Source organism: Streptomyces sp. NPDC056452, from assembly GCF_042796085.1.
Classification (GTDB): domain Bacteria; phylum Actinomycetota; class Actinomycetes; order Streptomycetales; family Streptomycetaceae; genus Streptomyces.
Genome location: NZ_JBHTRI010000023.1, coordinates 81,856 through 102,760, shown reverse-complemented (window position 1 = coordinate 102,760; position 20,905 = coordinate 81,856). Strand labels below are relative to the sequence as shown.

The following is a 20,905-nucleotide window of genomic DNA, read 5'->3' as shown; positions in this document are numbered from 1 at the left end:
CACTCCTCTACGGTCCGATGTGCAGCAGGGAAGACCAGACGTCGACGTCGCGCGGGGCGGCGCGGCGCAGGGACTGCGCGGCGTTGTGGACGGCCTCGGCAGCACGTGCGCCGTCAGGTGCGCCGTGCTCGGTCAGGGTCCGGTACACCTCCCGTGCCGCGTGGAGGGCCTTGTCGCTGTCGACCTCCCACAGAGTGCCCACGACGTGGACGAACGACTGGAGGTGGAGCAGGGCGGCCAGGTGGACGGCCTCGTCGTAGGCGCGCGGGTCCGGGGCGGCGGTGCTGCAGGCGGACAGGTAGCAGAACTCGGCGTCGTCCAGCCGGAGATCGGCCAGCTCCTCCAGCGAGACGACGCCGTCGGACACGGCCAGCCCGGAGGCGTCGGCGTGGCAGGCGAAGTGCACCCAGTGGGCGCCGCCCAGCTGCGCGAGGACGTCGGCGACGCGTGCGGGATTGAGCGGCACCGCGTCGGGGAAGCGCTGCAGGAACTCCTCGGCCTCCTGTTCCACGGCCGGCAGGTCGGGCTTGTCGGGGGTCCGGGTCGCGGCTACGACGAGTCTGCGGCGGGGCGCCACCACTCGCTCGGCCGACCTGATCAGTGCGCTGATGGTGGGGGTGTAGGAGGAGACGACCTCGTCGAGCAGGGCGGGGCCGCCGGGCCGGGTGTGGTGGCCCGCCGCGTGGAGGGGCAGGGCGGCCAGCGGTCCGGTCGGGCACCACCAGATGCGCCGCCCGGCCCGCAGGTGGGGGGTGACGGCGCGTAGCACGGGAACCGCCAGGTCGTCCCAGAGACGTGCGGATACGACGTTGAGTAACGCCTGGTGGCGACCGTCGGGGTCGACGGACTGCTCGGCCCATGCGACCAGTTCGCCGTATTCGAGCCTGTCGAGCGGCACGAGGACGGGTTCGCTGTCCGCGAGCAGGACTATCGCGTCGCACCGCAGCGGGCTCGCGTTGACCACGACGACGGGCCCGTTGGCGGCGGCTCCGGAGAGCTCGTGGTAGTCCCGCCGCCCGGCCGGTCCCAGGCGTGCGGAGAGTTCGTTCCACTCCCTGCCGAGGCGGATGCGTCGCTCCACGTCGGCCCCGCCTTCGTCGAGGTGCCATCGGGTCTCGTCGGGCACGTCGAGTTCGGCACGGATCTCGTCGAGGCGTCGCGCCAGGGCGGGGTCGGCGGTGCGGACCGCCTCGACTCCGTCCCGCAGCCGGGCGAGTTGGCCCCACATGACGGCGCGCCCGTGTTCCAGGATCTCGACCGCGTACTCCACCCGGCCGACGGCGATCGCGGCCGCGGCGGCTGCCGTCGACACCCCCTGCCAACGCCGGAGCAGCCACCGCTGGTCGTCGCGGCGCAGTCCGATCCACGCCAGCTGGGGCAGGAGTTCGACCGCTGCCCCGTAGCCCTCGACGGCCAGGGCTCCTCCGGCGCCGAGTTCACCGAGGTTCATGGCGGCGGCCAGCCGCGCCTGCAGCGGCGAGGAGGTGCTGCCGGCCGCCTCTCGAAGGCAGTCGGCGGCTGCGTCGCTCCTGCCGGATGCGGAGAGCGCTCTGGCGTGGACCATCAGGCACGCCGCATGCCACGGGTGACCGGGCCCCTTCTCGTCCACGAGACGTGCGGCCAGCTCCTGGGCCTCGGCCAGGTCCCGTCGGTCCCCGTCGCGGGCGAACCGTTCGAGGAGCGCCCGGACCGTGTCGGGGTCGGGCGCGGCGCGTCGGCCTGCCCGGATGGCGGCGGCCAGCGCCCCAGGGTCCGCCGTGGCGCGGTAGAGGAGCAGCTCCAGCTCGCTGACATGGCCGTGCACCCGGTTCGGATACCGGCGGCCCACGCGCCGTACGAGGGCGAGCGCCCGGTCCAGGTCGGCGGGGTCCCCGCGCAGTTCGTAGCGGTGTCTGAGCGCCCAGGTCAGGTTCAGACAGACGAAGGACCATCGGGCGAAGGTGAACCAGAACCAGGGGCGGGGTTTCGCGGCGAGCCGGTCGAGAACGGCGATCGCACGGTCCAGGTTGACCACTGCCCCGGTCCACTCGTAGCGGAGGACGAATGCCCGTGCCACGTTCGTTTCGAGCGCCGGCCATCCCAGGGCGAGGATGAGCCGGTCGATCGAGTGCCGGGGCGGAGCGCCGAACGCGGTGGGGCCGTCCCTCAGCAGGTCGTCCAGCGCGGCCGTGTCGTTCCCCCGCTCCGCCAGGAGGTTGATCAGCGCCTCCGTCCGCATGAACCAGGCTATGGAGGCGAAGTCGCGGGTGCCGGAAAGCCGGAACCGTTCGGCCTGCTGTACGACCCTGCGCAGGGCGTCCTGCCTCCCGGGGCCGGCCGCGTGGCGGTCGGGTCGGGCTGCCACGGCGCGGATCGCGATGACCAGCAGTCCGAGCATCCGGTCCGCCCACCACGGGACGAACGCCAGCACGGCCGGCACCAGTACCTGGACGCCGAAGGTGACGCCGAGGAAGTTCGCCGTCGTCCGGTCCGACAGGAGGTCGTCGAAGTCCTCGCTCTCGGGCAGGAAGGGCACCGTGACCGAAAGCCCCAACATGCCCAGCACAGCGAGGAACTTGAGCGGCATCGCCACCGGCTGCCGGACGAAGGCGAGATAGGCGTGCCCCACCAGTCGCCGGTGTGTGACGGTCCAGCTCACCGCGAAGACGAAGAACGCGAAGCAACCGGCCCCCAACAGGGGCAGCCCGTACGGCATCAGCGGTGAGTCGGGCGTGTACCGGTGCAGCTCGTACGTGGTGAGATCACGCCAGGCGGCCAGACCTGGGTCGTAGACGGCGTTGTGCTCGACGTCGTAGACAGGCTGATCATGCGGGCCGAACCGGAAGAGCCGGTGCTGCGCCACCTGGTGCCCCCAGCGTGCGCCCACCGTGGCGGCGACCGCCGCCAGAGCCCACACCGCGATCCGCCGCTTCCCCCATGCCATCGCACAGAGAATACGCCTCGCCATGATCGTTTGTTTCCCGGGGAGTTGTCGGCACCGGGCGGCAGGATGCCGTGCCACGACCGCACCGATCAGTGAGTCGTGGACGCTCATCGAGAACTGGCTCGCCGAGCACGCCCCGGCGACCAACGCCGCGCCCGTGGTGGACGAGGAGCAGAGACTGCGCCGGGACTTCGTACCGCTGCGCGGTGACCGGCCTCCGCATCGGTCGTGACACCGCAGCGGAGGCCGGCGGAGCAGCGTCGGGCCGGGGTGATCACGTACCCGTCGGCTTCCGCCGCCCGGACCGGCGTGTACGACGGGAGGCGGGCGCCCGTCGTAGGCTGAATCTCGCACGAGAACGGACAGGAGGCTCAAGTGGCCGGGACGACGGTGGCCGAGGTGATGGCCGAGCTGGCCGAGCTGGAGGACCCGAAAGCGCGCGCGGTGAATGAGAAGCACGGTGACGATCACGGTGTGAACCTCAGCAAGCTGCGCGCCCTCGCGAAGCGGCTGAAGACGCAGCAGGATCTCGCGTGCGGGCTCTGGGAGACGGGTGACACCGCGGCGAGACTGCTGGCGATTCTGATCTGCCGCCCGAAGGCGTTCGAGCGCGACGATCTGGACGCCATGGTGCGCGAAGCGCGTACGCCGAAGGTGCACGACTGGCTCGTGAACTACGTGGTGAAGAAGAACCCCCGTTCCGAAGAGCTGCGCCTGGCCTGGTTCGCCGATCCGGATCCGGTGGTCGCGAGTGCCGGCTGGGCACTGACCACCGAACGCGTGGCGAAGAAGCCCGAGGGCCTCGACCTCTCAGGACTGCTCGACATCATCGAGGCAGAGATGAAGGACGCCCCGGATCGCCTGCAGTGGGCGATGAACCACTGCCTGGCTCAGATCGGGATCGAGCACCCCCAGCACCGCGCCCGTGCGATCGACATCGGCGAGCGTCTCGAAGTGCTCAAGGACTACCCGACGTCCCCGGGCTGCACGTCGCCGTTCGCGCCCGTCTGGATCACCGAGCTGGTCCGCCGACAGCACGCGCGGTAGGACGGTTCGAACCTGGGGCGGGACCGGGCTGAGCCCGCGCCGCGACTGGGGGGCACCCTCAGGTGCCACTGAGCGGTGAGCCCCATGCGCGGTCGTGGTGGGCTCTCCCCCTCAGATGCGTGATCAGCAGCTCCGCTGTGTCCGGGGCGGTGGTTCGGGGGGCGCCCGTCGCGGTCAGGGCGGCACTGAGCCGCGCCTGCGCCGAATCCGGGAAGTGCATGTCGTGGAGAAGGGGAAGGCCCAGCAGGAGTCGGGCGGAAGGCTCCTGGACCCCTTCGGCCGCGGGAGCGGGGTTGTCAGCGATGCGGACCAGCTCGTTCCAGGTGAGCCCGGCCCCCGAGAACCCTCCTTCCCAGGTGGCGATCTGCTGTGCGGAGCTCCGCCCCGGGTGAGTGAGGAGGTAGTCGATGCCGTAGTCGCCGACCATGTTTCGGTAGACCACCACGACTCCGGAACCGTCTGCCGAGGGCAGCCGGAACACCGGCCAGCGTTCGGGATCGAGGAGGATCTCGGACAGGGCATCGGCATCGGCGCCGTCGTCGCCGAACCACTCCGGAACGGGACTCTCAGCGCCTGGTACGTCGACACACATAGCCAAGAGGTAGTTCGACCAGAAGCCCGGTCGAGCAGGCAGTGACTCCCCCGCAACCAGCGGGCCGTAGTCGTATCCCTTGATCAGCACCCTGCAAGGGTGCCACCAACCACTGACACAGCCCGGTCCCGGGGATGCGGCACAGCCAGGTGCGGCAACCGCATGGCAAGACCGCACGGTTGACCGCGCCCACTCCCCCGCCTCACCAGCAGACGCCGAACCGTCCGGTCGCGACAAGGCTGCCTCGTAGCGATCGATGACCGGGGCCCCACGCCCCGGTCGCAACAGTCCATTCGAGGGCCTAGGCTCGTAAACATCGGGATAAGTATCGAAGGCGCAAGGGTGCCGGGCCGCGTTTCACCGAAACCCCCTTCGTTTCCTGTCGAAAGGCATCCCTCCCCTTATGCATGCGTAGTGTCCATGGATCTGCCCCTCGAGGTCGATTCCCCCGCTGCACCGGGATGAGCGAGGTCCCATGCATCAGAGCGTTCGTGACTATTGGATTGCGTTCAACGACCCGCTCGAAGGACGCGTCGACTTCATGTACCTGGACCAGAAGGGCTGGGTGAGCACCGGTATCGGCAACAAGATCGACGAAACGGTGCAGGAGAACTCTCCTCCGAGCCACGCGGAGCGTGAGGCCTCACTTGCCGCGGCCAACGAGCTCGGGTGGCAGGTGGGAAGCGGCGGACCCGCTGCCACGCAAGAGGATGTCGCCTCTGCATGGGACGCAGTCAAAGCCCGCCTCGACCTGGCACCCCACGGACATCGGGCGTTCGAAGGACTGACCGGTCTCCGACTGGACAACAGCGAGATCGACCGCCACGTATACGCGAAGCTCGACCAGATGGAGTCCTTCCTCATCACGCGCGCCCCCTTCGCCCAGTTCTCCACCTGGTCGGCCAACGCACAATTGGCAACCCTCAGTATGTGCTGGGCACTGGGGCCCAACTTCCATTTCCCTCTCTTCGAAGGGTGGGTGGCAGAACGCGACTGGAATGCCGCCGCAGAAGAGTGTCATTTCACGCCGGATATCGGCACCATCAGGATCCGGAACATGCTTGACCGGTCCCATTTCCTGCTGGCCCGAATCGTCGAGGACCAAGGGCTGCCCGGTGAGCAGATGGCCCTGTATCTTTCCGACGCCTTCGGCGTGCAGGGCGCGCTACTGGTTCTGGGCTACAAGCCCGGACTTCAGGACGGTGACGACGGGCCCAACACACAGGGCGCCGTCATGTCTTTCCAGGGCGACAACGGACTCGACCAGAACGGGGCGTTCAACGACCCGAACACCGTGAGCGCTCTGGGCGCCCGGCTCGCAGAGCTGGGCTTCACGGTGCTGTGAGCCCGAAGGTGATGGGAGGACCTGGCATGACCGCCTTCGACATCGATGTGTCCAGTCCCTTCTCCGGGGGTTTCACCGGTGGGCTCGGCGGCCCTCATGTGGGTACGCACGCGCCACCGGCTGAGTGGTACATCGAGTACGGGATGGACCTGGGTGCGCAGGAGGGTGCGGAAGTCCGTGCCGCCTTCGACGCCCATCTCACCGTCTTCCATCCCCATGACCCCGCCACGGACACGCCCAAGATCTACGGGGCTCAGATCTTCATGCGATCTCCGAACGACATGATGGGCGGCTTCTACACCCACCTCAAGGACGTACCGCCCCACCTGACGACCGGCACCCCGGTCGGCCGGGGCGAAGTGCTCGGTTCGGTGCTCCGTTTCGACGGCACCGCGTCGCATCTCCACATGGCGATGGTCGAGATCGTCGGCGGCGCACCGGGTGGCTCGTACCAGGGGGTCGACAACCTGTACGACTTCTTCCAGACTTCGGCCAATTCGGACACCGTCACCCCCGTCTCGTTCATGCAGGACGGATCGCCCCCGGTCCTGGGGGCGGGCGGCCCGACGGTCATTCATCTGGCCACGATGGTGGGCGTTCAGCAGGGTCTGGCCGTACTCGGATACGACCCCGGGGCGATCGACGGCCTGGACGGGCCGAACACCCAGGCTGCGGTGCAAGCCTTTCAAGGTGATCAGGGTCTGCCGCAGGACGGGCAGTACACGCCCGAGACACTCGCCGCGCTGGCAGCCGCCCTGACGGCGCAGGGTTACCTGGTCGACGGGCCCTGACCTGTGTCATCCGACGGGCCCTGACCTGTGTTTCACGGGTCCCCGCAAGCGAAGGCGTTCCCCACGTGACGTCACGTGGGGAACGCCTTCGCACGCAGGGGAGCCAGCTCAGCCCCTTCCGTACCTCCGGGGGTCCTGCTCCGGAGGTACGGCCTCTGCCGGCGGCTCGTCGCCGGTAGGAGCCTTCTCAGGCGTTTGTCCCTCCTGCCGCTTCTTCATCTCCTCAGCGCTCTTCTGTGCCGCCTTCAGGTCCTGCTTCGGGTCGACTCCGGGTTCTTCCTTTGGCTTCGCCATCAGGGACACTCCTTCTGCCGGTCGTGTTTCAACTTTCAGAGTTCCTGGCCCAACAACTCTTGATTTTAGTCACTATGACTCAAGAATTCGCGTCGAAGGTTTCCTGGAATTTCGCTTGATCAATCGTTCCTGCACTGCCCCGCACAGGTGACAATCCGTGTCCTGCGGCAGCCGTTCCCCTCATATCCGGAGACATCAGGTGAACTTCTCCGTGTGAATCTGGACGACGTAGTTCGATGCGAGATCCATCCGACCGTGGGCATCGCCCGCGTCGGCAACAGCCCGACGGAGTTCTTCGTAGGTCCCGAGCGCCCGGGAGTTCCGGCGCAGCCCGACGGAGGCTTCAAGGACACCGCCGGACGTGTGAAGCGGCAGGCGGCGCGTTTCCGCGTCTACGGCTACGACGCGGACGGCGATGTCGTCGGTGAGCTCACCTCCGCGCACGCAGAGATCTCCTGGACGGCCGAACTCGCCAACTCCAAGGCAGAGTGGTTCAAGTTCCTCGGTCGCCACCACGATGAGCAGGACCAGGGCAATTCCGACGGCGAAAGCCGCGATCCCAGGACGCGCCGCAACCAGGCAATCGATGTCGACGAGCCCGATGCCCGCGCCCGTCTGGTCATCAGGCCCGGTCCCCGTACCGTGAGCGGCCCCGATCAGGACGGCAGCGCCGGCCGATTCGACACCGGTGCCTTTCTGGGCAAGCAGGTGCCCCTTGGCGAACTGCGTACGGACGGCGACGGCCGCCTGCTGGTCCTCGGCGGATTCGGTGACTCCGGCACGACGGAGGCGGACAATCCCATCACCGACTACGCCAACAACGACTTCTGGTACGACGACGTCTCCGACGGTCCGGTGTCCGCCCGGGTGACACTGCGTGGTGGCAGGCGGACGCTCCAGGTACAGCCGGCGTGGGTCATCGTCGCGCCACCCGACTTCTCCCCGCACACCGTCAACCTTGTGACCCTCTACGACGTGGTCGCCGAGACCCAGGCTTCCAGGCAGTCCGAGGACGTCTCGTTCACCTGGGACATCCATCCGATCCTGCGCCGTATCAGCGACTACCAATGGGTCAACGCGGCCGCGCTCCGGGGTCACGGTGAAGGCGAGCCCGGCCACTTCGTCGATCCGGCGCTCCTGCGGCAACTGGCGTCGAACGGTCCGGAGAGCGCAGATCTGCGGAGCACCATCTTCCGGAGGCTGCGCGAGCCGGGGGCGAACGTGGCCGAGGCGACCTCGGAGTACATGCCGCAATTCGCGGGGGACGACGGAGAGCCGGTGGACGGCCGACCCGAGACGTGGATGTCACTGCTGCCGGGGCAGTACGAGCGCATGAGGCGCTGGGCGGAGGGTGACTTCGTCGCGGACTGGACCGGCTCGGCCCCGGAACCCCTGGAACCCACCCTGTCGCAGGAGCCCCACGCCCTGGTGCGCGCGGCTCTGGAGGCGTGCACAGGAGGCCCGTTCTATCCCGGCATCGAAATGACCTACATCGCCCAGCGCCCGGATACGTGGTCGGGCCCGTTCCGTCTTCGCCAGGATCTGATGGCCGGCGATCTGACCAGACACATGGCCCTGCCGTGGCAGGCCGACTTCTACGAATGCCATACGCACTGGTGGCCGGCCCAACGACCTGACGACGTCTATCCCGAGTCCCACTTCCACGCGCTGATCCGGTCCGCGGGCGAGCAAGGGGCTTCGGTCACCGGCCCGTTCCCCTACCGGCGCCCGTGGGCCCGCGGAGTGGGACAGCAGGTGGTCCACAAGCCCAAGCTGCCTCGCGGCGCGGGCGAGAGCGACACGGCGTACGAGAAGCGGGTGGCCGATGCGTGGAAGAGGATCCGCGAGCACGCGGGCGCAAACGACATGGTCGAGCAATGGAACCGGCTGGGATTCGTCGTGGCCCGGCAGTCCCCGGACGGCAGCAGGGCGCTCGTCGAATCGGAACGGTCCCACCATGTGGGCCTGAGCCACCGTGACTGGTTCTACACACTCCAGCACCCCGACCGCTTCCCCGAGCAGGTCAAGACCTCACGAGCGTTCGTGCACACCGTTCTCAGAGCCGCCGTCGCGGCGCAGCACAGCCCCTCCGCGCCCCAGACCCTGCGCCCCTTCCGATACACCCGGGAGAACCTGGAGGAGCGGCTCGACCTCATCTACACCGGCCTGGCGCAGGATGCCGAGGCGTACGATCCCGCCGACCCGGACATCGAGCCGGTCTTCCGCACCCGGGATTCGGTCGTCGAACGACTGAAACAGATGGCACCGTTCAACCTTCTCGACGGTGTCTGGCTGCGCTACGTCACCGAGGGCAAACCCATCGACGACGTGCACGCCCTGCTCTTCTCGATCTGGAAGGAGGAGGTCGGCGACGGGAATCCCGCCCTCAACCACTCGAATCTGTACCAGACCCTGCTCCAGCAACTGGGGATCTACCTTCCGCCCGTCGACTCCTACGCATTCGCCGCACGAACCGACATCCTCGACTCCGCCTATACGGTGCCGGCGTTCGAACTGGCGATCTCCGCCCATCCCGAGACCTTCTTCCCCGAACTCCTCGGGATGACGCTGTTCCTGGAGTGGGAAGTCATGGGTGTCCTCCCCACGGCGAAGCTGCTGGAGCACCACGGAATCGACTCCCGGTTCTTCCGCATGCACATCGGCATCGACAACGCCGCCGACGGCCACGGCGCACTCGCCCGCGACGCCGTGATGCACTCGCTCGACCAGTTGCACACGCTCGGCGGTGACGAAGCGGTGCAGCGACAGTGGGAGCGCATCTGGAACGGTTACGTCGCCTTCCAGATCACCGGCAACCTCGGCGAGGAACTGGTCGCCCGGCTGAAAGCGCCGCCCACCGCGGAGGAACGGCTGATCCGCATCATCCAGGACAAGGCACCGCGGGCCGCGCTCAACCATGAGAGGAAGAAGCTCGCCGACAGCTACCTCAACGACTGGTTCGCCGATCCGGAAGGGCTCCTGGCCGCATTGAGCGAATCCGAGTGGATCACCCGGGGCGATCCCGACGACAGCAGGTTCTTCCGACTGCTCGGCTGGGACGGCCCGATGTACAAGGTGTTCGACGAGGAGGAGACCGAACTCTGGCGTGAATGGATCCGCTCACTCGCCGAAGAACCCGCGCAGGAGCGAACCTACTCCCCCCTCGAGTCGATGGTTCTGCTGGCCGACGCGGTGCGCGCACGGCCGGACGGTTTCCTGTCCGCCGACGCCACCCTTGTGGGACCGCAGCCGGGGAATCCGGACCAGATCGTCGAGAGGCCCGTTGCCTGGTGGTCCCTCCAGCCCGCCTCGGCTCTGCTCGCCGCTGTCGCTCACCCGGCAAACGCCACCGCGCGCGCGTCGTCGGACGGGGCCGAGGGCGGCCTCGCAGCAGGCCGGGAGTTCATCGACGAGTTCTTTGCCAGGGCGGACCACTCGCGACTGGCGAACGATCTGCCCGTCACCAAGGCTGTCAGGGACATCGTCGGAGACTGGGTCGACGCCGGTTGTCCCCTGCCCGATACTGCGGCACCGACCAGCAGGGTGAGCCTGTCCACCACGCAGTCGGTCACCGATTTCGACAGCCCCTTGAGGCTGCGCATTCACGGTATGGGCACGATCCATTGACGTCGCGGCGCAAGGGCGCCGACGTACTGGTCGCCGGAGCGGGCCCGGCCGGTTCGGCCGCTGCGCTTGCCCTGGCGACCGCAGGTGCCGATGTCGTCCTCGTCCATAGGGATCGCCCTTCCCAGGTGCACGTGGGGGAAAGTCTGGCGCCCACCGCACGCCCTCTGCTGGAACACCTCGGCATCCTGGACAGGGTCACGGCGCACGGCCACCGGCCGTGCTACGGCAACCACTCCGCCTGGGGACAGGACACCCTCACAGCATCGGACTTCATCGGCGGCCCCTACGGATCGGGCTGGCATCTCGACCGGCCGCTCTTCGACAGGTCGATGCGGGAAGCCGCCCAGGAGGCGGGGGTGAGCCTGCACAGCGGCAGCGTCACCGCGGTGGTTCCCGCCGGGGACCTGTGGCGGGTGACGGTAACCGGCTCCGAAGTCGTCGCGCCCTTCCTGGTCGACGCCACGGGGGCGGAAGCCCGCGTCGCCCGCCGGCTCGGGGCCCGCGTCCTGCCGACCGACCACCTCGTCGCCGTGGCCGCCGTGCTCCCCGGATCCGGCCCTCAGGGGGGCACCGCGCCGTGCGACACCGAACGCGTGTCTCTCGTCGAGTCCACCGCCTTCGGCTGGTGGTACACCGCGCCCCTGCCGTCCGGACACCACATCGCCATGGCCGTCACCGATCCCGATCTGGTCGCACGCGCGGGGCTGCGCACGCCGGCCGGCTGGTCGGATGCTCTCGCATCGACCCAGCACGTGGGCGCGCGCCTGGCGGTGCGCGGCACGGGGCCACCGCAGAGGCTCTCCGTGCTTCGTGCCGGTACGTCACGTGTATCACCGGCCGCAGGCCCTGGCTGGGTGGCCGTCGGCGACGCGGCAACGGCAACCGACCCCATTGCCGCACGCGGCATCACCACGGCCCTGGCGACGGGCATTGCCGCGGCTTCCGCGCTCACGGCCTTCGCCGACGGCGACGGACACGCCCTTGACCGCTACGCCGATCTCACGTCCGCGGTGCACGCCGAGTTCCTTCGGGCACGGACGGTCTGCTACCGGGCCGGACGCCGGTGGGACACGCCCTTCTGGACACGGCGTACGGACTGCCGGAGCCTCACTGGGGAGGAACGGGTTGCAGACGCCATGCCTGGTTCTTGGCGTTGAGACAGTCCCACTGCTCCAGGTAGGCGCCCGGCAGGGGCGTCGTCAGCTTCGGGTTGTGGGCGGTCAGGCACTTGTCACTGTGGCGTGCGCGCAGATCCCAGAAGGTGTCTCCTCGGCTGACCAGGTACCAGATCTGATTGTCCGTCTCCTCGCAGGGCTCCATGAGGATTCTGGCCCCGTTGTCCTTGGCCGCTCCAGCCACAGTCAGGCAGAGGCCGCTCGCGCGGTCCTTGATCTGGAAGGCGTTCGCCAGGGCCACGCTGTCGCCGGAGCGCTGGAATTCGAACTGCTGGCTCTCCTTGGCCGCCTCCTTCACGACCTCGGCCCCCTGACCGGTCTCCAGCACCTGCCCCTCGGCGTCGATCACCAGGTCCGGCGCCTCACCCTCGGCGGGGCCGGACGGAACGGGCGGACGGACGGCGACCGTGTAGGCCTGGCCGGGGTGGAGGAACGGATTCGTGTTGGACCCGTCCGACCGGGTTGTGGCCTTCCAGTGGTTCGGTGCCTCGGCGTTCTCCTGCGCGGTCGCGCTCCGGACTTCGACCGTGACGCAGATGAGGTCCGCCGGAGTCGCCAGCCGCCACACGTATCCCTCAAGGCACGTGTTGGGACCCCAGGGGCCTCCTTCGGGGTTGCGCCGGGCCTCCGCCTGACTGTTGTCCTCGGCGGCCTGCTGCTGGACTTCGGGCGGGACGCAGACGCGGTCACCGGGGGTCGCTCCCCTCCACACGAATCCCTCGACGCATGCCTCGGGATCGAGTGGAGCCTGCGCCGTTGCGCCCTGTGTGGTGCCGAGGCCGACAGCGCCTGCCATCAGGCCGGATATGAGCAGAACGAATGTCTTGGTCACGGCCCATCTCCTGGAGAATCACGCTGCAGTCATGCCGGTGTCCGGCCGCATGAGCGCGAGGTGGTTGGCATGGAACTCGTCACGGACCCGGTCAATTCGCCTCGCCCTTCCTCATCGTCGGCCGACCCTCAGGTGACCGGGGTGATATGCAGGTTCTTCCCCACGACCGACTCCCAGGGCGAGAACTCTCCCGTCCCCTTGGTCGCGACGTTGCGCCGCCGGTACTCGAATTTGGGCTGGTCCGGATGCAGGTCCGCGACCAGGTCCGAGAATCCGAAGGGGATGTCGATGCTCGCCTCGGGTGTGTCGCGGTTGAGGCTCACGGTCACCGCCTCGGAGGTTCCACGCTTCACCTCGACGTCGATGCCGAACACGTCGGCGAGTTCTGGGGGCAGGCTCTCCGGGTGCTTGAGCTGGTAGCTGCTGACGTCCACTCTCGCCACCAGCCCGGTGGAGGTGCCCAGTTCGTGGACACGCTCCAGCATCACCGCGGGGTCCAGGCGCACGGTCACTCCGGTGAAGTCGAGGGCCAGGGAGCTCACGAGGCGGGGATCGACGGGTGTCGACTCGGTCTGTGTGAGTCGCACGAGCACCTCGCCGTTTCCCACCTGCGGGTTGGCCGGAGGCTGGAAGGCGGGGGCTCCCGCAGCGGCGGCCGGCGCCGATTCGGGCGGAGGCTGCACGGGAGGCGCACTGGGGAGACCTACCGAGAACGCGGTGGGTGCGGCTGCCGCGCGAGCGTGGTCCACAGGCACACCGGTCAGCGGGTCGACTACGAGAAGTGCGGCCATCACGCCGGCCACATCGGCCTGAACGGCGCACGGACTTCGGACCTTCGCGTAGAACGGCGGTGTCCATCCCGTCGGCCATGTGGCGGGATCGGGGAACGGTGCAGTGATCTGCTCCGTCGTGAGGAACCCGTCGTCCGGGCGGTCAAGGCGTATCTTCACCGGCACTTCGCGGCGGGCCAGGGCCGCCTGCTCGTCGGACGAGGTCCGCAGATCGAGCATCACCCGCCCCTCGACTCCGGTCGCCGCCCCGGTGGCCGGAGCGAGCAGCCTGGCAAGCAGCGTGTAGAACTCCATCGAGCAGTCGAGTACGAGCTCGAAGCCGCGGGCATCGACCTGAGTCGCTCCGCCTTCCGAGCTCAGGGCCTTGCCGCCCAGGTCCCGCAGCCATGACGACTCGTCGAAGGTGGCGCCCGAGTATCCGCCCATCACGAGCTGCGGGTAGGAGACCCCCTCCAGCTCGGTGATCGTCGTGCGCAGCTTCTCCAGCTCCTGCGGCTCCAGCCAGGGCACCAGCTTGAAGCGCACGCGCACCTTCCACGCCTCTGCCGGGCCTTCGGTCTCGCCGGCTCCGGCCTCGCGTACGAGCAGCACGCTCATGGCGGGGGTGCCCCGCTCCACGTCGAAGGCCAGCCGGTACTCGTGCGGGAGGACGAAGTACTGGTTGGGCAGCGGCGACACCTGCCACAGGCCGGCTCCGCTGTCGACCCACACGTTGTCCGGGTCCATGCCCTCCTGCGTGTCGGCACCGCTCTTGAAGTTCCAGTGGTAGTAGATCGGCCGGTTGGGCTTGTCGGACACCGGCAGAAAGGCCGGGACCCCTCCCCCGCCAGGTCCCAGCAGCATCGAGGCACTGCCCACGTCGAGCAGCTCCGACATCGAGGCGTGGGCCTGCTCGCTCTGCAGCTGAGCCATGCGATAGGCCTGTTCGTCGGAGCCTCCGCTCGCGCGGAACCGCTCCATCTCCTCACGGCGTGCCTGCTCCTCGGCCTGCAGTGCATCCTCCTCCTCGGGAGTGAGCTCCACGGCGCTCTGGTCGCGGTAGTAGACCGTTCCGCTCACGACGACGGCCGCGTTCATGTCGGTGCGCAGTGCGTCCGCCATGACGGCGGCGTCCACGGGAACGGCAAGTGCGAGGCGGCGCATCACTCCGGCGTCGGGCGGCGGCAGGTCGGTCACCGAGAAGGTGGCCGTGGACTCCGACGCCGTCGCGGTGAGGAGCGCAGTGATGTCGCTCACCGGCAGTGGCTGCGCGTCCTTCGGTGCCCCGGCCGGCCGGACCAGGTCGATCCAGACCAGCAGGCTCCACTGGCCGGTGTCGTCCGCTTCGAGGAACACCGCGGGTGTCTTGGATCTCTTCGACCGGGTGGGCAGGGTCGCGACGGGCACGAAGAAGGCGGAGCCGTCGGCGCTCCGGAGCACCTCCCCGGACTCTGTCGGCGCGGATTGCAGGACCGGGATCCGTTCGGCGGGCAGTTGTGCCTGATGGGCGATCACATCGCCCAGGAGACCGGGCTGGAAGGTGTCACCGGCCTCGGTCGTGTTCGGCGCGGAGGCTGCGTCCGTCAGCCCTGGATCCAGCTGGAGTGCCTGCAGATTCGAGACGTTGACCTCGTCATTCATGACACCGCTCCCTCTGCGCCCGGATCCGTCACAGTTCGACGACGAGCAGTTCGTCCCTGCTGGATGTGACGGGCACGGTCTTGCGTGTCCCGTCCACGCCGTAGCCCTCCACCTCGTACGTGTAGGTGTCGGCCTTCGGGTCCTTCAGCGCGACCTTCCAGGAGGCGTTCTGGCCCGCGTTGGCGGCGGTCAACTGAACGACTTCGTCCTGCACTTCGTGTGTGGCCGGGTCCTCGTACCGCAGCTTGACGACGACGAGCTTCCACTTGGCCATGTCCAGCGCCGCGGCTGTGACCGACACGTCCATCAGCGAGCTCTTGACCTCTCCGACCAGCACGGTTCCCTCCTGGCCCACCTGCCACTGGCCTGGAGTCGTCGTACCGTCGACGTAGGTGATGTCGGCCTTGTACTGGAACTCACGCTTCTTCCCATCGGGCAGGTCGACCTCCCAGCGCCACGGTTCGGTGTTGTTGGCGAAGACGTGGGTGGCCTCCGTGTGGTGCGCGGAGGCCTCGTCCGCGTACTTGGCGGACAGCACGATCGACTGGAGCGGCGGGAAGAGACCCTGCGGCACGAACGTCGCCGACATCCGGTCCTCGAACGGTGCGTCGACCAGCAGCCGGGCCGAGGAGGTGCGCTCGGGCCCCGCCTTGAGGCGGCTGCCGTTCTTGAGCAGGAACTCGCAGGTGTACTCGTACTCGTGGGTGGCCTGCCCACCGGTGTAGCTGAACCACGCACCCTCCGGAGCCGCCTCGGTGAGCACGAGCGTCTCCTTCGCCGAGGGCAGGGACACGCCCGGCAGGCTGAGATCGACCTGGATCGACTGCACCGCCGCCCAGGGCACGGTGCCGGCCACGACCTTGACGTCGACGCACCCGAGGCGGTCGTAGCCGATGATGAGGCTCTTCTCGCGTGTGGGCTGCGGGGGAATCGCCGTCGATTCCTGAGATGCCTTGTAGTGCAGGCGGCTGGAGTAGTTGAAGGTGTCCTTGGGCGCCCCCTGGGCGTCCTTGGCGAGGGTCGTGCGGAAGTAGAACTTCTCGTCGCCCTTGACGAAGTCGTACGTCTGCGAGAAAGCCTTGACCGCTCCGGTCTTGTCGTCGGTCTGGTTGTAGTCCAGCGTCACCTGGATGCCCGCGATCGGGTCGTTCGCGAAGTCCGCGGTGACACGTACCGGCACCTGGAGGGTGTGGAAGATCGGCGTGTTGAGGTCCGCCGTGACGAAAGCCTTCTCGAGCTGTGCCTGGGTGACCATGGCCACCAACGCCGAATTCGGGTACGTGGCGAACGGCCTGGCGATGCTTCCGTTGAACGTCATGCCGAAGTCTCGTTCGTCGCCCTGCTCGAACTCCTTGAGCCACAGCTGGTTGCCGCCTGCGACGGGCGGGGCGGGCGGGCCGGGCGGCTTGAAGTTCTGCATCGGGTCGGTTCCCAGCTTCTCCTTGTCCAGCTGACCGTTGATGACGGGCTGGCAGAAGATGCTCTTGAGGTACGTCTGCGTGACCTCGAGTACGAAACTCTCCAGTTGTTCGCGGAACTTGTCGTCGCCCGCCGCGAAGTCGAACTTGGTGTACTCCACATGGAGACTTCCCGAGATCTCCTTGAGCTGCTTCAGACTGGACACCTGGGGAAATGTCCGGACCGGAGTGCCGTTCACGGACTCGACGATGGGAGTGTGTTCCTTGATTTCCTTGAAGACATTGTTGGCGTCCCCAGTGACCGTGACCGTGATCGAGGGAACGCGGGCGACGAACTGCAGGGAGTAGGCCACATGCGCGGGGAGCTTTCCCGTGCTGATCGTTTCGCGGAACAGCCGGATGCCTTCCTGCCCCATGGCGATGGTGAAGCTCGATACGTTCGAGCCCGTCAGCGACGGCTTGGTCTTGTTGTCCCCCGGCTTGATGAACGTCGGACCGAGTGCCGAGGGCAGACAGAACTGGACTTCTCCGTCGATCCATGTCGGATAGGCGACCTTGGGCTCGCCCCCGACCGGCTGACGCCACTCCGTGGTGACCTTCCCGTCGACCGCCACCGGCCGCACGAGTTTCAGCGCCCCTGACAGCACCTGGGCACGCAGGTAGTCGACGATCTTCTTCTGGTCCTCCTGATCCACGGTGCACTCGATGGTCATGGTCAGCAGCCCGCCCTCGGTCTCGCCGACCGGCAGTGCGGTGTCGATCCCGGCCATGAGACTCAGGTCCCTGGCGAAGGCGAGGATCGACAGTTCGGGGTCGCCGTCGGGCCTCATCGACGGACGCACACGCTGGGGGACCATCCAGAACTGCAGTGCGTCCTCGTCGTCCTGATAGATGTCCACGTGGCTCACATCGGGAACCACGAACTTGTTCAGCAGGTTCAGCATGGCGTCTCCCAGGGCGTCTGGTTCACGCGGGCGGCAGCTGGCACATCGTCAGCAGGAACTGTGTCGAGGTGGTCCGAGCAGACAGGGGCAGACCAGGACCATGAGCGCCGGAAGCCGCAGCACAAGCGTCCACCTCTTCCCGTACGTACGGGCGAAGTTCACTGATCTCGCCTTGTTGCCATAATCACTGTAAGGGCTAATTCATCAGTTTTCATGCCGAGTTCGACGCTTTCGTTCGGTATGCTCGGCAGGTTCGGCTCGCCTTCTCCCTCGACGTGCGGTTCACGCGGGCGGCAGCTGGAGAACGACCACCGGATCGACTCCGGGCGTCTCGGGCGTGGTGCGATGGCCACCGCTTCGCATGTAGAAGGTGGATGTGACGGTGTAGCCGCTGTGCGCCCCGGCGTCGTCCTTCGACAACGGCAGACGCCACGAACCACTGGTCGGCTGCCCGGGGGCGAACATCAGCTCCTTCGTGTCCGCCTCCCCGCCGGATGCCCGGTTGCTCAGAGTGGTCTTCACCAGCTTGACCACGGAGAAGTCGATGAGATCGGCCATCACCGTCACGTCCAGCACCGCCGAAGGCGCCGGCCCGATGTGGAGGCTCTGCGAGGCCTGGGCCTCCTTCCAGGGGTCCACTGCGGAACGGCCGTCGGCGAAGACGGATGTCACCCGGTACCGGAAGGTCCCGGCGCCCGTGTCACCGGTCCCGACCCGCCATTCCGCCGTGTCCTTCTCCGGCGTCAACTGCACGGTGGTGCCGGTCTTCCGGCCGACGGCATCGTCGGCCTCGAGGTCGACGAGATAGGAGGTGATGCCCTCGAACGCGCCGGGCACCCGCAGCCGTACCGTCATCCAGTCGTCGAACGGCGGCGGGATGAGGACGGTCCGGTCCGTGGTCGGCGTCCAGTCACGGTCCACGGTCCGGCCGTCACCGAGGTCGTAGGACAGCCGAAGCTCGTACGGTCCGGCCTGCGGTGCGTACAGCGCACGCTCGTATCGCTGGTTCGGGTGCGCGGCGTCGAGCTTCAGGATGTCCTCGACCAGGTCGACCCCGTGCTCCTTGTCCTCGTAGCGCAGCCCCGCCTCGACATGACGGACCGTCGCCCAGTCCAGCGCCGCCGTACTGAGATCGATGTTCAGCCAGCCGTCGGTGTCGACGCTCATCAGCACGGACTCGTCGTCGGTACGTATCTCGGGAAGGTGCATGACTTTGCTGGAAGCGGCGAAGGTCACCACCGGGCGTACCGTGATCGTGCGCCCCAGGGCCGGGTCGAGAGGGAAGACGAAGCTGTCGGCGCCCTCGTTGGCGGTGAATACCGCGGTGTGGCGCCGCTCCCCGTACTCGACGTTCGCGGTGACCGCCGCGATTCTGCCCTGGCTGAAGTCCGCGTTGCACCGGGTGACCAGGCGCCGTTGTTTGAATATTGGATCGGAGAGATCGACCGCCAGGAAGCATCCCTCGTCCTTGGCCATGTCGAGTCCGTCGAGGCTGCCCGCGATCTCGAAGGGCCACGGCAGCCCGGCGGATCCGGTGAATTCGGCGTCGATGTCGGAGCTCGGTGGCGTGCCGTTCGGCGGCAGCCAGGGTGAGAGCCACGCCCATCCCCACTCGATGAAGTGGTCACGCAGTCGGGGGTCACCGTCCGGAGGCCAGTCCAGCAGGTCCACACCGGCTGCGGACGCCTCGACCAGCGCGCCCCGGACGTCCGGCAGTGCACCGGCCTTCGCCCAGAGCGCCGTGACGTCCGCGCTGCGCGCGTACGCGTGAACGCGGCCGTCAGGGATGCGCGCCATTGCCCGCATCCGGTAGGCGGCCTGCAGCGAGGGCTTTCCGGACCGCAGCACCTCCCACTGGAGCGTGGCCCCCTCCATGGACAGCGCGGCCTGGAACGCCGCCGGATTGTTGCCCGACAGTGAAGGCTGGGTCCGGGCGGAGCCGCCACCGGGCCCCGCCGCGGGATCGGGAATCGACAGCGAGGCGGTTCCGTCGAGCCAGAGCGGCTGAGCCAGCCGGGGCTCGGGAGCGGCGCGGCCGGCGAACACAGCGCCGAGGTGGGTGCGGGCCGCTGACAGCGCCTCGGCACTCTCCTCGGGCCTCAGGGCCAAATCCGTTTGCAATTCAATGATTCCGCCCCGCGGCCCGTCGGGGCCGGAGCGGTATTTGAGCATCGACAGGACGGCGGCACCGTCAGGGGCGCGGCTGAGCCGGGGGACGGATGCGATCGCGTAGAAGACTTCGTCGAACTGGTCGTCGGCGAAGAGCGACCATGTCGGCCGAACAGTGAGGGCTGGGAGTCGGAGCACTGGCGTCCACTTCTTCCTCTGCACGAGGCTGGAGCACGCTCTAGACTCAATTATGAGCATGATCACCCATAAGGGGCAAAATGTTCTCTGATTCTCCCCCTCGACTTGTCGTTGATCGGCGTGACCCTCCGACGGTCCATCTCATCCCCGGCAGCCCCGCCCTGGACGTTTCGCCCCAGGGCGTACCCATGGCGACCTTGGTGGGCGCAGGCAGCTCCGTGTCTCTGCAGATCAGTGCGCACTGGTGGCCGGACAAGCAGGAGACCGCCGCCCTAGTGGCGCAGGCCGCCGATCAGTTGCAGGTTCCGGCGTCGGCCGTGACCGTCACCGTCGGCCAAGTCCAGGTCCATCGCGTCACGCTGGTGGCCCTCGGTGAGGGAGACGACGAGATCGAGCTGGCGTCGTCGTCCTCATCGGGCTACCCCCCGTTCACGACGATACTGACCAGCCCTTTGTCGCCGGAACTGCTTCCCGTCGCGCGGGACGCGCTCCAGGGCTCCCGGGGCCGGCTCCTCGTCCGCTTCGACGCCACGCTGGGAACCGATCGGATGCTCGCCGAACTCGACGTCGGCAGGGCGATGGCTGATGCCCCATCAACCGAAAGGCATGTATTCCTGACGGCCACACAGCCGGATGCTGCCGAATCCCCGTCGGCCGCGCCGCCGGCGTCGCTGCCGCTGCGGATCACCGTTCCGGTGGGAGAGCCTCCGGTCCATGCGATCGACCTCGCCGGCACCGACGAATCGGGTGCCCCCTGGGCGGTGACCGTGGCTTCGGACAGCCCGGCCCCGGCCAGCCTGCCGGCGGCGGAAAGCCTCCAGATCGCCGTACGGGGCGACAGCGGGAAGCCCTACCCCCGCACCACACGTCCCGATGTCTCCGGGTGGACCGTCGACGACGCCGCACTGGGCGTGGTCACCGTCACGTGCGAGGCACCAGGACGGGCCGAGGGGACGGTCGTCGCGCTGGAGGTGTGGTACCAGCCGGCCGGCGACGGCCTGCCCGACCATCGCAGCATCAGCCTGAACGCACCGCCCTGGTCGACGTCCTGGCGGGTGGCCAGCGCTCAGGACAACCTCGACGGCGAGCTCGTCGTCGATGTGTCGGAGACCTCCGGTGACGGCAGCACCGTCCCCAAACACACCGTCCGTTCCACCAGCCCACACGTCCGGGTCTAGTCATCGACTGTTGCAGCCCGG

Annotated in this window: 14 protein-coding genes; 7 read left to right on the top strand and 7 right to left on the bottom strand. The window is 68.1% G+C overall.

The window, feature by feature from the left end; genetic code table 11:
• Positions 1-7 precede the first annotated feature (7 nt).
• A complete protein-coding gene (locus tag ACFQ6X_RS22775; protein ID WP_383184136.1) occupies positions 8-2,923 on the bottom strand; it encodes a CHAT domain-containing protein in 2,916 nt (971 codons plus the stop codon).
• A gap of 22 nt (positions 2,924-2,945) precedes the next feature.
• Between ACFQ6X_RS22775 and ACFQ6X_RS22770 the strand changes: the two genes are divergently transcribed.
• Together ACFQ6X_RS22770 and ACFQ6X_RS22765 are read left to right on the top strand one after the other, a co-directional pair.
• Entirely contained in the window at positions 2,946-3,155 is a 210-nt protein-coding gene (locus ACFQ6X_RS22770; protein ID WP_383184134.1) for a hypothetical protein, read from the top strand.
• 170 nt (positions 3,156-3,325) lie between these two features.
• Positions 3,326-3,970 carry a DNA alkylation repair protein gene (locus tag ACFQ6X_RS22765; protein ID WP_383184218.1) on the top strand — a complete coding sequence of 215 codons (645 nt, stop codon included), beginning with the start codon at positions 3,326-3,328 and terminating at the stop codon, positions 3,968-3,970.
• 58 nt (positions 3,971-4,028) lie between these two features.
• Here the strand turns inward: ACFQ6X_RS22765 and ACFQ6X_RS22760 are convergent, their stop codons facing one another.
• Entirely contained in the window at positions 4,029-4,652 is a 624-nt protein-coding gene (locus tag ACFQ6X_RS22760; protein WP_383184132.1) for a hypothetical protein, read from the bottom strand.
• Between the two features lie 385 nt (positions 4,653-5,037).
• Here ACFQ6X_RS22760 and ACFQ6X_RS22755 point away from each other — a divergent pair, with 385 nt between their 5' ends.
• Together ACFQ6X_RS22755 and ACFQ6X_RS22750 are read left to right on the top strand one after the other, a co-directional pair.
• On the top strand, positions 5,038-5,907 hold the full coding sequence (locus ACFQ6X_RS22755) for a peptidoglycan-binding protein (RefSeq protein ID WP_383184130.1): 870 nt from the start codon (positions 5,038-5,040) through the stop codon (positions 5,905-5,907).
• Between the two features lie 26 nt (positions 5,908-5,933).
• Positions 5,934-6,698 (top strand): peptidoglycan-binding protein, encoded by a 765-nt coding sequence (locus ACFQ6X_RS22750; RefSeq protein ID WP_383184127.1) that lies wholly within the window; start codon positions 5,934-5,936, stop codon positions 6,696-6,698.
• 108 nt (positions 6,699-6,806) lie between these two features.
• On the opposite strand, the gene ACFQ6X_RS22745 is transcribed toward ACFQ6X_RS22750, so the two are convergent.
• Entirely contained in the window at positions 6,807-6,992 is a 186-nt protein-coding gene (locus ACFQ6X_RS22745) for a hypothetical protein (RefSeq protein WP_383184125.1), read from the bottom strand.
• Between the two features lie 255 nt (positions 6,993-7,247).
• Here ACFQ6X_RS22745 and ACFQ6X_RS22740 point away from each other — a divergent pair, with 255 nt between their 5' ends.
• Together ACFQ6X_RS22740 and ACFQ6X_RS22735 are read left to right on the top strand one after the other, a co-directional pair.
• Positions 7,248-10,619, top strand: coding sequence for a LodA/GoxA family CTQ-dependent oxidase (locus ACFQ6X_RS22740; protein ID WP_383184123.1), 3,372 nt, complete (start codon positions 7,248-7,250; stop codon positions 10,617-10,619).
• On the top strand, positions 10,616-11,776 hold the full coding sequence (locus ACFQ6X_RS22735) for an NAD(P)/FAD-dependent oxidoreductase (RefSeq protein WP_383184121.1): 1,161 nt from the start codon (positions 10,616-10,618) through the stop codon (positions 11,774-11,776). The genes ACFQ6X_RS22740 and ACFQ6X_RS22735 overlap by 4 nt, the downstream gene beginning before the upstream one ends.
• Here ACFQ6X_RS22735 and ACFQ6X_RS22730 read toward each other — a convergent pair.
• The 4 genes from ACFQ6X_RS22730 to ACFQ6X_RS22715 all read right to left on the bottom strand — a co-directional run bounded on the left by ACFQ6X_RS22730 (position 11,727) and on the right by ACFQ6X_RS22715 (position 19,706).
• On the bottom strand, positions 11,727-12,626 hold the full coding sequence (locus ACFQ6X_RS22730; RefSeq protein ID WP_383184119.1) for an RICIN domain-containing protein: 900 nt from the start codon (positions 12,624-12,626) through the stop codon (positions 11,727-11,729). The two genes, ACFQ6X_RS22735 and ACFQ6X_RS22730, sit on opposite strands and share 50 nt — an antisense overlap.
• 128 nt (positions 12,627-12,754) lie before the next feature.
• Positions 12,755-15,037 (bottom strand): hypothetical protein, encoded by a 2,283-nt coding sequence (locus tag ACFQ6X_RS22725; RefSeq protein ID WP_383184117.1) that lies wholly within the window; start codon positions 15,035-15,037, stop codon positions 12,755-12,757.
• 28 nt (positions 15,038-15,065) lie between these two features.
• Positions 15,066-17,399 (bottom strand): hypothetical protein, encoded by a 2,334-nt coding sequence (locus ACFQ6X_RS22720; protein ID WP_383184115.1) that lies wholly within the window; start codon positions 17,397-17,399, stop codon positions 15,066-15,068.
• A gap of 282 nt (positions 17,400-17,681) precedes the next feature.
• Positions 17,682-19,706 (bottom strand): hypothetical protein, encoded by a 2,025-nt coding sequence (locus ACFQ6X_RS22715; RefSeq protein ID WP_383184113.1) that lies wholly within the window; start codon positions 19,704-19,706, stop codon positions 17,682-17,684.
• A gap of 188 nt (positions 19,707-19,894) precedes the next feature.
• Between ACFQ6X_RS22715 and ACFQ6X_RS22710 the strand changes: the two genes are divergently transcribed.
• Complete coding sequence (locus tag ACFQ6X_RS22710) at positions 19,895-20,884, top strand: hypothetical protein (protein ID WP_383184111.1); 990 nt, start codon at positions 19,895-19,897, stop codon at positions 20,882-20,884.
• The last annotated feature ends 21 nt before the right edge of the window (positions 20,885-20,905 follow it).